The 12,132-nt window shown below is 37.4% G+C and carries 11 protein-coding genes and 3 pseudogenes; 5 read left to right on the top strand and 9 right to left on the bottom strand.

The window, feature by feature from the left end:
• The 7 genes from PQ474_RS18630 to PQ474_RS18600 form a co-directional block, all read right to left on the bottom strand.
• On the bottom strand, window positions 1-1,017 hold the full coding sequence (locus PQ474_RS18630; protein ID WP_273846568.1) for a zinc-binding alcohol dehydrogenase family protein: 1,017 nt from the start codon (window positions 1,015-1,017) through the stop codon (window positions 1-3).
• A gap of 22 nt (window positions 1,018-1,039) precedes the next feature.
• Entirely contained in the window at window positions 1,040-2,314 is a 1,275-nt protein-coding gene (locus PQ474_RS18625) for a TRAP transporter large permease (RefSeq protein WP_273846566.1), read from the bottom strand.
• Entirely contained in the window at window positions 2,314-2,790 is a 477-nt protein-coding gene (locus PQ474_RS18620; RefSeq protein WP_273846563.1) for a TRAP transporter small permease, read from the bottom strand. Before PQ474_RS18620 ends, PQ474_RS18625 begins: the two co-directional genes overlap by 1 nt.
• Before the next feature lie 99 nt (window positions 2,791-2,889).
• Complete coding sequence (locus PQ474_RS18615; protein ID WP_273846562.1) at window positions 2,890-3,918, bottom strand: TRAP transporter substrate-binding protein; 1,029 nt, start codon at window positions 3,916-3,918, stop codon at window positions 2,890-2,892.
• A 99-nt stretch (window positions 3,919-4,017) separates the two neighbouring features.
• Window positions 4,018-5,031, bottom strand: a complete 1,014-nt coding sequence (gene allD / locus PQ474_RS18610; protein ID WP_273846560.1) for an ureidoglycolate dehydrogenase — start codon at window positions 5,029-5,031, stop codon at window positions 4,018-4,020.
• Between the two features lie 23 nt (window positions 5,032-5,054).
• Complete coding sequence (locus tag PQ474_RS18605; RefSeq protein ID WP_273846558.1) at window positions 5,055-6,005, bottom strand: sugar kinase; 951 nt, start codon at window positions 6,003-6,005, stop codon at window positions 5,055-5,057.
• A gap of 27 nt (window positions 6,006-6,032) precedes the next feature.
• Window positions 6,033-6,734, bottom strand: coding sequence for a GntR family transcriptional regulator (locus PQ474_RS18600; RefSeq protein ID WP_273846556.1), 702 nt, complete (start codon window positions 6,732-6,734; stop codon window positions 6,033-6,035).
• Window positions 6,735-6,895: 161 nt separating this feature from the next.
• On the opposite strand from PQ474_RS18600, the pseudogene PQ474_RS18595 reads away from it, so the two are divergent.
• Window positions 6,896-7,157: pseudogene (locus tag PQ474_RS18595) on the top strand (transposase); the annotation flags it as partial.
• A gap of 786 nt (window positions 7,158-7,943) precedes the next feature.
• On the opposite strand, the gene PQ474_RS18590 reads toward PQ474_RS18595, so the two are convergent.
• Window positions 7,944-8,168: a hypothetical protein gene (locus PQ474_RS18590; protein WP_273846554.1), complete on the bottom strand. Its 225-nt coding sequence runs from the start codon at window positions 8,166-8,168 to the stop codon at window positions 7,944-7,946.
• Window positions 8,169-8,562: 394 nt separating this feature from the next.
• Here PQ474_RS18590 and PQ474_RS18585 point away from each other — a divergent pair, with 394 nt between their 5' ends.
• From PQ474_RS18585 to PQ474_RS18575, 3 genes are all read left to right on the top strand, one after another.
• Window positions 8,563-9,462 (top strand): transporter substrate-binding domain-containing protein, encoded by a 900-nt coding sequence (locus tag PQ474_RS18585; protein ID WP_273846552.1) that lies wholly within the window; start codon window positions 8,563-8,565, stop codon window positions 9,460-9,462.
• Window positions 9,463-9,555: 93 nt separating this feature from the next.
• A complete protein-coding gene (locus PQ474_RS18580; RefSeq protein WP_273846550.1) occupies window positions 9,556-10,257 on the top strand; it encodes an amino acid ABC transporter permease in 702 nt (233 codons plus the stop codon).
• Between the two features lie 13 nt (window positions 10,258-10,270).
• Window positions 10,271-11,011, top strand: coding sequence for an amino acid ABC transporter ATP-binding protein (locus PQ474_RS18575; RefSeq protein ID WP_273846548.1), 741 nt, complete (start codon window positions 10,271-10,273; stop codon window positions 11,009-11,011).
• A gap of 667 nt (window positions 11,012-11,678) precedes the next feature.
• Here the strand turns inward: PQ474_RS18575 and PQ474_RS26650 are convergent.
• Window positions 11,679-11,948: pseudogene (locus PQ474_RS26650) on the bottom strand (DUF4260 domain-containing protein); the annotation flags it as partial.
• 17 nt (window positions 11,949-11,965) lie between these two features.
• Here PQ474_RS26650 and PQ474_RS18570 point away from each other — a divergent pair.
• A pseudogene (locus PQ474_RS18570) lies at window positions 11,966-12,132 on the top strand (recombinase family protein); the annotation flags it as partial.

Below are 12,132 nucleotides of genomic sequence, written 5' to 3'. Positions count from 1 at the left end.
TTAAAATGTGACCACAACTTTGCGAATTTCATTAGGTGATTTTTCAATTAATGAGATCGCATCTTTAATGTTTTCTACCGGAAATTGATGTGTCACCATCTCTTCTATCCCTAACGTCTTTTCATTGAATAACTTAATTACTTCAGGAAATTGATCCGTTTGTAATCGTGATCCGACAATCGTGACTTCCTTCTTCGTAATAGGCAACTGCGGAATACTTGAAGCAACGGTATCAAATCCAAGCACGACCACATATCCAGCAGGAGAAACCACTTCAACGGCATCCTCAAATGTTTTTGGAATACAAACCGCATCGATGACAATGTTTGCCCCTTCGCCTTCCGTTAGGCTCAATACTTTTCCTCTTACATCTTCCTTTGCGGCATTGATCGTGATATCTGCTCCCCAAGACTTTGCAAAATCAAGACGATCCTCACTTAGATCTGTAATCATACATGTTGCGCCTTTTGCCTTGGCCATCTTCAAACAACAAAGGCCAATCGGACCAGCACCCATGATTAACACCGTGTCTCCCTCTTTCACATTTCCACGCCACGTTGCTTGCGCTCCAATGGTAAATGGCTCAACTAATACAGACTCTTTCCAATTTAAATCCTGACTCACTTTATGAACTAAGTAGTCTGGCATGACTAAGTATTCTTGCATTCCGCCTTCCAGGTGAACGCCATATACTTCTAACTTGCTGCAGACATTCTTTCTTCCAGTCCGACAGGCATAGCATTCACCACATGTTTCAATGGGCTCTATGACTACTTTATCTCCAACAGAAAGGCCCGTCACATTAGCTCCTATTTCTTCTACTTGACCTGTGACCTCATGACCAATAATTCTTGGCAGCGTCGCTAATGGATTGGTTCCGTGGTAGATGTGTATGTCAGATCCACAAATACCGACCATTTTTACTTTTACTAGTACTTGATTTGTCTCCGTTATAACTGGTTTTTCCTTTTCAATAATTGCAAGCTCATGTGCACCTGTAACTTGAACAGCTTTCATGAAACACTCAACTCCTTCATCATTAGTCTAATAAGCTAGGTAAATAAAGAGTTAATTCTGGTATAAAAGCAACTAACAATAACACCAAAATACTAACAGCTAAGAATGGTATAAGAGCAACAGACGTCTTCCCTACAGATACCTTCCCGATACTTGATGCAACAAATAGACAAACCCCGACTGGAGGCGTTGAAAGTCCAATAATTAGACCAAGAACCATCACTACCCCAAAATGGACAGGATCCATTCCGACTGACGTTGCTACAGGCAAAAGCACTGGGAACAAGATGACAAGTGCTGCGATCGTTTCCATAAATGTACCGACAAAGAGCAACAGTAAAATAATCAGTAAGATGACAACAACCTTACTATCCGAAATCGAAAGAATCGTCTCTGCCACTAATTGAGGAATTCGTTCACTCACTAAAATCCATCCAAATAAATTGGCCAAACCAACTAGAATCATAATCGAAGCTGTGCTCTTCATTGATTCCAATAAAATAGCAGGAATTGCTTTTACTTTAAGATCCCTATACACAAATAAACCGACTATCAACGCATAAACAACCGCAACAATAGAGGCTTCTGTTGGTGTAAAATAACCGCCCAAGATTCCGTACATAATGACAACCGTCATCATTAATGCCCAAAAAGCATCCATAAATGATTTTCCAATGACGGATAACTTTTGTTTTTCTCCTTTAGGATACTTTCGCTTAACGGAAATAATGTAAACGGCGATCATCAAACCAACCCCTAAAAGAACTCCTGGGATGGCCCCCGCTAAAAAGAGATCTCCAATGGAGACACTTGCTAACGTACCAACAATAATTAGTGGCAATGAAGGCGGAATAATTGGACCAATGGTTGATGAGGATGATGTAACAGCAGCAGAGAAATCAGCATCATAACCTTGTTTTTTCATAGCTGGAATTAAAACCGATCCAATACTGGCTGTATCTGCTAAAGCTGTACCAGATATACCTGCAAACCCCATTGAAGATCCCACATTTGCAAGCCCTAACCCACCACGGATATGGCCTACAATATTATTGGTAAACTGAATAATTCTTTCCGTAATTCCCCCTGCATTCATTAAATTCCCTGCCAAAATAAAGCCTGGAATACACAAAAGAACAAAAGAGTTTAATCCACCAAACATTCTTTGTGGAATAATCGATAAAGAAATATCCGCCATTAACAAGTAGATGACCGAAGAGATGCCTAAACTAAAAGCAATTGGCACACCTAAAAAAATTAAGAATATAAATGAAACAAATAAAACAAGTGCTAGCATTAGTCTTCACTCTCCCTTTGGTGCCCTCTAAAATAGTCAATCATATGGAGAAGTGCATAAATTCCAATGAATAACATTGCAATAAAAATACACGCATGGATGATAGACATGTCTATTGCCATGGTTGCAGACGTTTGGCCACGGCCAATTCCGATAAATCTAAATCCCCAATACGCAACGACGGCACTAAATAAAACAATGGTCAAATAGATAAATCCCTCATAGATTTCTCTTACTCTTTTAGGAAGGTAATGGAGCAATAGATCTACATTGATAAATTCTTTGTCCTTTAATGCCAACGGAGCACCAAAGGAAACCGAAAATAAAAATAAGAACCGCGATAATTCTTCAGTCCAAACAAAAGTCTGTGGTAAATAGCGGGAAACAATTTGGATAACCACTACAATGATTAAAGCTAGAAAACATAGAATTGTAGCTACTTCCAAGGTGCGGTCTAATATTTTTGTACTCCTCACTTTTCTTCAATCCTTTACCAATAAATTAGGCACACCGCTTTACTTCTTGTTTTGTTCCCTTTGTGTTCGTAAGCGGTGTACCTTCTAAAATAAGTGTTACTATTCTACTTCTAAGATTTGCTCATAAAGAGAAAATTGTTCTTCAGATAAACTTTTTTGGATAGCAGGCATCATCGCTTCACGGAATGCATCTTGATCGACATCACTATTGAAGTTCATTCCTTTTTCCGTTAAAGCTGCACGATAGTTTTCGAATTCTGTATCAAAGAGCTCTTTACCGTAGTTTTGAGCTTCTTCAGCAGCTGCTAAAACGCCTTCTTTTAATTCATCAGATAAACCATTGAACTGTTCATTTCCTACTAAAATATAAATCCAAGAGTAAACGTGTTCTGTTTCATTTACATAATCTTGCACTTCAGCAAAACCAGCACTATGAATTAAATCTAGCGGATTTTCTTGACCATCGATCACGCCTTGCTGTAATCCAGTAAACACCTCGTTAAAGTCCATGACTTGTGGCCTTGCCCCTGCTTCCTCCCAAACACTTAAGAACAATGGAACGTTTGGTACACGCATTCTAAAACCTTTTAAATCTTCAGGTGTAGAGATTGGTTCGTTTGACGTTAAGTTACGCGGTGCGCGTGTGTGATAGTAAAGGGGTGTTAAACCCACTTTTTCGATAATTTCATCTTTAATTTGTTGACCGATGTCCCCTTCGATGACGTTTACTAAGTGATCTTCATCTCTAAAAGCGTAAGGCACTGCCATAAGCGCAGCTGTTGGAGACCAGTTTGCCATTGTTTCTCCAGAAATAACTAAGTCTGCAGAACCTGCTTTAATACTGTTGATTGTATCTGTTTCCCCACCTAGTTGGTTGTTAGGATAGATTTGAATTTCAATTTGACCATCTGTATTTTCACTTACCAACTCACTGAATTTCTCTGCTGTTTTATGCCATAGGTGATCTTCAGCTGCCAAATGTCCGAATTTCCAAGTAATCGTCTCAGTTGCTTCTTGAGCTGAATCGTCACTTCCATTATCTGTCTGTGATGAAGTATCATCCGATCCACATGCTGACATAACAAACATTGCTGCAAAAACGGCTGGTAAAAATTTAAATTTCTTCACTGTAAATCCCCCTAAAATGTTAGTTTAATAGTTTATTGGAAACCGACAAATCTTTATGAGTTTCAACCACCTCCCTAGAAAATATCGCCTTCATTCCTTTTAGTCTGTAACTAAGTATTCATAAACACTTTGCGTTACTGGAACACCTTCTTTATGAGCCATTTCTTCTTTTAATTGCTCAGGCTCACCTGGGACTAATACTTGATCAAACCCTTTTGCCGGTTCTTGTTCATGAAGTTCACGAATGAGCTGATCCATATTCTCTAAGAACTCGTTCTTATCAGTAAATACAGATGGGTTCATCACACATAAGTAATGCCCTAGTTTTCGTGGCTTGTTATAGTCTCCGTACATTTTCGAAATATGTGGTCCGAAGGCCGCTCCTGCGAGTAATCCTGAGAAAATTTCGACAACGACTCCCAAACCATATCCCTTTGGCCCAGCAAAAGGAGAGAGCGCTTCCACTTCATGCGGATCCGTTGTTCCAACTCCATTTTCATCTACTCCCCATTCAGCAGGAATGGACGAACCACTTTCGCGGGCATGGAGTATTTTTCCTAACGCTACATTACTTGTTGCCATATCTAAAATGACCGGTTTATGTGCTTTTGCTGGAAACCCATAAGCAATTGGATTGGTTCCTAAAAATGGCTTGGCTCCTCCAAAAGGAACAACAATTTTATCTGTGTGTGTCATGGCTACCCCAATCATGCCTTGCTCTGCTGCCTGCTGAACAAAATAGGATAGAGCCCCGCAATGACTACTATTGATTACGGTCATCATTCCAATTCCATTTTGATCCGCCATTTCAATCGCATGATCCATGGCCTCTTTCATAACGGCATGACCCATCCCATTGTCTCCATCAAAAACGGCTGAACACGGTCCCGTTTTTTTCACTGAGAAAGATGCCTGCTTATTAAGTCCTCCTTCACTTATTCTTTTGATATAATGCTCTGTTCGTAAGACACCATGAGAACTTACCCCTCGTAAATCAGCATGCACTAATACATCTGCTACAAGTTGAGCATGCTTGGCATTAAGTCCTGCTTTTGTTAATTTTGTCACAACTAAAGTCTTTAATTTTGAAGCTTCAATTTTAACCGTTTCCATATTTTAATCCTCAATTCTAAACTTTATCTTTCAATAAATTCTTTCTCTCCTAATTTGACAAGAACATCCTCTAGATACGGCAGTCCTTCATTATCACCTTTAATACTTACAACAATTGAGCCAATCGTATTAGCAAACTTTAATGTCCTCTCTAACGGCCAATTTTGTAAGACACCGTAGACAAATCCTGCATCAAATCCGTCTCCCGCTCCGACGGTATCAACAACCTTCTTCGGCACAACTGGCGCCGCTTCTACATACTCGCCGTCATGATAGCCAATGGCCCCTTTATCACCAAGTTTAATGGCCGTATAAGAAATCCCTAATTTTTGACATTCACTTATGATTTCTTTTGGATGATTCGTTCCAAGTAAGAGCTCTGCTTCTTCTAATCCCGTCAATAAAATGTCAACGTGAGGCAAGAATTGAAGTAACACTTCTTTCGCTCTTTCTTTCGTCCACAACTTCAAACGAATATTGGGATCAAACGAAATGAGCATATTTTGTTTTTTAGCTTCCGATATAGCCGTATGAATAATCTCAATATTTTTTTCATCAATAGCTGGAAAAACCCCTGTAATATGAAGCAGTTTAGCGCTTTCAAAATAGGTGCTTTTAATACTATCAGCCGATAATGTTAACGTTGGTGAATTAGAACGATAGTAAGAGGTGCTTCCATCTCCACCCTCCATAATCTCTTTGAAATTTAAAGAGGTAGGGTAACCATCAACGAACTCTACTTCTGACATATCAATTCCCTCTCCACGGACGGAGTTGAAGATATGCCTACCGAACTCATCATTTCCTAGCCTGCTAATCCAGCCAGTCTGTAACCCGAGTCTCGAACAGCCAATCGCAAAATTTAACTCTGCCCCTCCAACTTTTCGTTCAAACGATTGAACAAATCTCATCGGTCCCGTTGAACTAGGGTTAAACGTAATCATTGCATCCCCTATTGTAATAACATCTTTCAATGTGTTTCCCACCTTTCAATAAAGCTATTAATTAGGAGTAATTACTCTAAAAAAATCCGGGTACCTTTTAATTAGCTCCTGTCTGTCAATGACAACTATATTCAAATGTTCACGAACCACTTTCTCGACACGCACCTTATCTTTCGCTCGAATCGCATCGACAATCTCGTGGTGCTGAGCGATAAGGATATCCGTATTTAAATTTTCAGATAAACTTAAAAATCTCATACGATTAAAATTAATACTCATCATCGTTTGTAAAACACTCCAAATTCGTGTTTTGTTACACTCTCTGAAAATAATCGAATGAAATTCATCATCCAAATCATAGAACTCTTTATAGTTTTTTTCCCTATTACACTTTTCTTGTTTCTCTAGATTAGCTGTAATGAGTTGGAAACCTTTTTCAGTAAAAAACTCACATGCTAATTGTGCCGTAGCTACTTCTAAATGCTCCCTCATAAATCTTGTTTCCTCTAAATGATCCAAATTAATTAAAGAAACAAACGATCCTTTCTGAGGAAATACCGTTACTAAATCTTCTTGAGATAGTCTTAAAAAGGCTTCTCTCACTGGCGTTCGGCTTACTTGTAACCTTTCAGCTGTTTCATTTTCACTAATCGATTTACCTGGTGGCATCTGTAAGCTGACAATTTCTTTTTTCAGAAATTCATATACTTTTGTTCCCATCGAGGTGTTTTTTTTATTTGAAAAATCAATAACAGTCATTTTTTGGCCTCCAGATACTTAAACGAAGTAGGTTTCATTCACTTCCATACTTGTATACTAGTATAAAAGTGAAAGCGTTGTCAAATGTTTTTTACCTTTTGGGGATGCGGGGAGACGGTTCGAGACTGATGAAAAAGTCATTTTTTGAATAGCTGTTCCCTGCTAACTTCACCCTTACCTTTATGTACTTTCTTGGTATTAACACAGAAGATACTCTTCCTAAATAAAAGTCTCCTATCAAAATTTAGAACACAACGCTTAGGAGAATCTACTTTAGATGAAATCATCATAGAAATAGTAAAACAATGTGTTGAAAAAGGGATTCTTAAAGGGAAAAGTGTGAGTATAGACGCAACTCATATTGAAGCTAATACAAAGAAGAAAACTCCTAAACAAAGAAGGCAGGTATTAAGATTGATGAAGGGAAAAATGCGGAGCTCAAAAGGTTTCATGGCCTATCCCGTGCCAGGGGGTATGGTCTATTAGGTGTGTCTAAACAATCTAAATTGGCTGCAATAGCAGTCAATTTTAATAGAATAGCAGCTTTAGTATCCTAATAATAAGGAGAAAACCGCAAAGGTTTTCCCCCTTCAGAGTTAGAATCATAAAAAATTCATTGGATTTTAAGTTTAGAACCTAAAATTTTGTGCTTAACTAAAATTAGCTAATTATAAACGGTACTTTTTCACCAGTCTCGGACGGTTCTCGTGCTTCCCTAGTGAGTTTATTGTTCCGTCCCCATGCTCCTTATGTTGATTAAATGTGGATATCTAATCCACCCGAGAGAGATCTTCTTCCTCACACTTGTGGATATACGAGGAATGTGGACAAACCTCTGTATAAAGTGATGGTTGTCCACTTGTTGTTCGTTGGATATGCGTTTATCTATTAGCTGCATTTTAACGAATCCACAGTTCTGGTATCATTAACGGTGAACAGACTATTTCCCTGCTTCCCCGGGAATGACCATTATTTTAATACCTATTGATTACGGCCAGTGAAATGTACCACCATTGACATAGTTCTTATCACTAAATGACAAAGAATGTACCAGTTAATGACAGGCTGTTTACCAGTTTGTCTTTTGTATAATTATCTATAGGTTAAGTTATATATTTATTAATATTTATACTACTGGCAGTGAGGGATCGTTGAGCTAACGGAGCCGTTTAGTCCTTATACAATTATGAATAAAAAGAAGGGGGAAACTTAGTCTTTATAAAGTGTTTTAGTTGCCCCTTTAAAGTTTTTTTCTTTATAATATACCGTTTTTATCCTACCTATTTTTCGTGATTCAGGACTTCTCTTGATATACACTTTATAAGAAAGGTGTCCTTTAGCTAATTCATATGCTCCTATACCAGAGGCTGCTAAAAAAGAGGCTGCTCCAACTCCAGGAATTAATCCTGTAGCTCCAACTACTACAGAACCCATATATATTCCCAAAGATCTATCTTTAATTAATATAATAAAGTTTATATGTGGTCGGCCAAGAAGATTCTGACATACATTTATACGCAGGATAACATGCTTGGGCTTCTTCTACTTTTTCTACTGGTGTTAATGTAAATCGACTAACTACTAGTATAAAAGCTAGCCACAGTTTTATAGACCTTTTTTCCAACGATATCTACCCCCTTTTTTGTACATATATGTATTGAACTATCTTTAAAAAGGGACAAGGTACCTGTCCCCGATGTCCCTCATGAATTATTAGAAAAAATCGAAAATAACAAATGGCATTGACATATTTCTAATCAATTATATAATTGATTATTATACAATCCCGATTAGAAAACTCGGAAATCAAAAGAAGGAGATGAAGTAAATGAAAAATATTGGGTCAATTCTTGTTGCTTTAGTGTTAATGTTTACACTAGCAGCATGCGGAACAGCTGAAGATGCACCAGCTGAAAATACAGATACAGATGTTGAAACAGGAGAAACTACTACAGAAGAAGGAGAAACAGAAGATACAGCTTGGGCTGACGTTGAAGAAGCAGGGAAACTCGTTGTTGGTACATCAGGAACTTATTCACCTATTACATATTACGATGAGAATAATGAGTTAACAGGCTTTGATGTAGAACTCATTCGTGAAATCGGAGAACGTTTAGGACTTGAAGTAGAATTTAGTACGATGGACTTTGATGGAATTTTACCTGCTTTACGTAATGGTCAAATTGACATTGCGGCAAACGATTTTGCTATTACAGAAGAACGCAAAGAGACATTTGACTTTGTTATTCCACATAAGTATTCATACGGATCTATCATTGTACGTGCAGAAGACGTTGATAAATTTGAATCTGCTTATGATTTAGAAGGCGTAAAAGTAGCACTAGGCTCATTAACTAGTAACTATGCAATTTTTGCAGATAATATTGGAGCTGACAGAGTAGCTTATGACGGAGGAGTGGAAGCAATCCTGCGTGACATCATTAACGGAAATCGTGATGGGTATTTAAATGATCGTCTCGTTCTTCGCCGTACACTAGAAGAATTTGGTGATGATCGTTTAGCGATTGCAGAACAGGTAAAATATCATGCAACAGAAAGTGCAATCATTATGTTAAAAGGAAACACTTCATTAAAAGAGCGATTAGATGAAGTGATGCAAGAATTGTTAGAAGACGGAACAGTCGCTCGCCTTTCTGAACAATTTCTTGGTGAAGACGTTTCCCAGCCAGTGGACAGTTCAGAAGTCGTTGGGTTAGACGGGAAATAAGTTGAGGTGCCAGGCACCTTTCCATTTGAGGATGGCTTAACGCTGTTGAGTTAGCCTCTTTCTTTTTCAATTTATTTCTAAAGAGGTGTCAGCATGTTTGAATGGTTTACTGAAATTAAGTGGGAACATTTATATGATCCACAACTTGCAATCGATTCATTGCCGTTTTTACTTGAGGGCTTAAAGATTACAATGATTATTGCCCTTTTTAGTATGTTTTTTGCCTTGGTTCTTGGTACATTACTAGGAATTACAAGGATGTCAAAATTCTGGTTTTTACGCTGGCCAACTCGGCTCTATATTTCATTTATGCGGGGAACACCTTTACTCGTTTTTATTTTTATTCTTTATTATGGTGTCCCAGTATTAGGTGTTCAATTTAGTAGTGCAATTGTTGCTGGTATTGTCGGGATTAGCTTGAATTTTGCAGCTTATATTGCTGAAGTCGTCCGTTCAGCAATTATGTCAGTACCTCGCGGACAATGGGAAGCGGCATCTTCGTTACAAATGGGTTATGTACAAACACTTCGTCGCATTATTATTCCACAAGCTACACGTATTGCGCTCCCGCCAATATTTAATATTTTCATGGATGTTGTTAAAGGGACGTCGCTTGCATCAGTCATTACAGTACAGGAATTATTATATAGTTCGAGACTCGTTGCTGGTCGAACATTTGATAGTATGACAATGTACATAACAGCAGCCCTTATCTATTGGGTTGTTTGTATCGTTATTGGACATTTCCAAGAGAGATTAGAAAAACGGTATAATCGATATTTGAGCCGACGATAAATGAGGTGAATCAATGATAAATGTTAAAAACCTTATGAAGAAATTTGATAATGTTAAGGTACTAGAGTCGATTGATTTTTCAGTAAAAAAAGGGGAAGTAGTGTGTTTGATTGGACCATCAGGTTCAGGAAAGACAACATTGCTGCGTTGTTTAAATTTACTCGAAACTCCTAATGGTGGATCTATTATGATCGGCAATAAAAAGTTACAGTTGGTTGGAAAGCCACCAAGTAAAAAAGATACGATTGAACTGCGAAGCTATTCTGGGATGGTATTTCAAGGGTTTCACCTTTTTCCACACAAGACAGTTATGGAAAACATTATTGAAGCTCCATTAATGGTTAAAAAAAGAAATAAAACGGAGGTTATTAAAGAAGGAGAGGTATTACTGCAAAAAGTGGGGATGTTTGAACATCGTGATAAGTACCCTGATTCACTTTCAGGTGGACAACAACAACGAGTAGCTATTGCTCGTGCTCTTATGATGAAACCAGAAGTGATGCTGTTTGATGAGCCGACGTCTGCACTCGATCCCCAGCTTATTGGCGAAGTGCTTCGAGTCATTGAAGATCTTGCGAAAGAAGGTCAAACGATGGTCATTGTTACACATGAAATGAATTTTGCTCGCCGAGTGGCAGACAAAGTACTATTCATGGACGGCGGTTATATTATTGAAGAAGGCCCTCCTACTCAAGTACTTGAAAATCCACAGGAAGATCGGACAAAACAATTTCTACGAATGATAGACGAATAGCTTTGAAGGTTTTTCTCATTCATTTATATAGAGCAGTATAATTATGTTAAGTATGTTCAATCATAGAAGTGTAGGAGGTTAAAAGTGAGGAAACTGATATTAGGACTAATTATATTATTTTTGATTACACAAATATTCGACTATAAATCTTTGAACATGTTATCTCAAGATCTTCTATCGTTTTTAGGTATAATGGAGCCGTTCTTTATTATAGTTGGGCTCATTTTTTTGTTCTTCTTGTTCTTGTTATGTACAAAAAAATAATACTATAAGTTTAGATTAATTATACCGTGTAAGAAAAAATTATACTTCTCACAATATTTTTCCTCCATTCTTTTTCCCTCCCATATTTGGAGAAAACTCTTCCTTCTTATTTTTAATATATAAATCTTATTAAATTTGATAACATTGTTTTAGTGTAGCTTTGAAATAAAGTTTAAGCAAAAATACCTCGTAAACCCTTTTTTTACAATAAATAAGAAGAATCCTTTTTGAAAAAAGATTGATCAAAATGGATTCTTCTTCAGCTGATTTAAGTTTGGTTTTTATAAAAAAGTTTGATCATTTTCTACCTATGTTGTTCAACAATCGCGGCCGTTAATTGAATAAATAAAAATAGATTATGCACATACTCATTGGATAAAAAAAGAATTTTTCGTGAAGGTGGCTATACTTTCTGTAGATGAGTATCTTTAAAATTACTTGGGTACTTTAATCCGTAGCCTATAGTTCGATCCATACCAATATGCGCTATCCAAGTGATACTTAATGCCAGCATTAAATTTTGTTCTAGAATCATACTTAAGATGATAAAAAGTAACGGAAGAGTATATGTATGAAAAATATTATATATTTTTGACCCAATTTTATTATTAACTATATAGCCAAGCATAGACAGATCTGGTACTAACAAAAAGAGGAAAAATACCCACCAGCTAACTCCCACTTGATCTGATTAACACGAATAGTGAAACAGATGATGTAATATTAAAAGCTATCCAGCAAGCTGTACTTGTCATTCTTACTGCATTTGCAGAAAAAGAACGTTCTGATATTCGTGTACGACAAGCTGAAGGAATTGAAGCAGCAAAGAAGAAAGGAACAAAATTTGGACGACCTTT

This window comes from Halalkalibacter alkalisediminis (genome assembly GCF_028610705.1).
GTDB classification, from domain to species: domain Bacteria; phylum Bacillota; class Bacilli; order Bacillales; family Bacillaceae_D; genus Halalkalibacter; species Halalkalibacter alkalisediminis.
This window is presented reverse-complemented; position numbering and strand designations above follow the sequence as displayed.

Coding starts and splice junctions, on each gene's coding strand:
- PQ474_RS18630 (WP_273846568.1), bottom strand. CDS start 1,017: ATGAAAGCTGTTCAAGTTACAGGTGCACATGAGCTTGCAATTATTGAA.
- PQ474_RS18625 (WP_273846566.1), bottom strand. CDS start 2,314: ATGCTAGCACTTGTTTTATTTGTTTCATTTATATTCTTAATTTTTTTA.
- allD (WP_273846560.1), bottom strand. CDS start 5,031: ATGGAAACGGTTAAAATTGAAGCTTCAAAATTAAAGACTTTAGTTGTG.
- PQ474_RS18600 (WP_273846556.1), bottom strand. CDS start 6,734: ATGACTGTTATTGATTTTTCAAATAAAAAAAACACCTCGATGGGAACA.
- PQ474_RS18590 (WP_273846554.1), bottom strand. CDS start 8,168: ATGGGTTCTGTAGTAGTTGGAGCTACAGGATTAATTCCTGGAGTTGGA.
- PQ474_RS18585 (WP_273846552.1), top strand. CDS start 8,563: ATGAAAAATATTGGGTCAATTCTTGTTGCTTTAGTGTTAATGTTTACA.
- PQ474_RS18580 (WP_273846550.1), top strand. CDS start 9,556: ATGTTTGAATGGTTTACTGAAATTAAGTGGGAACATTTATATGATCCA.
- PQ474_RS18575 (WP_273846548.1), top strand. CDS start 10,271: ATGATAAATGTTAAAAACCTTATGAAGAAATTTGATAATGTTAAGGTA.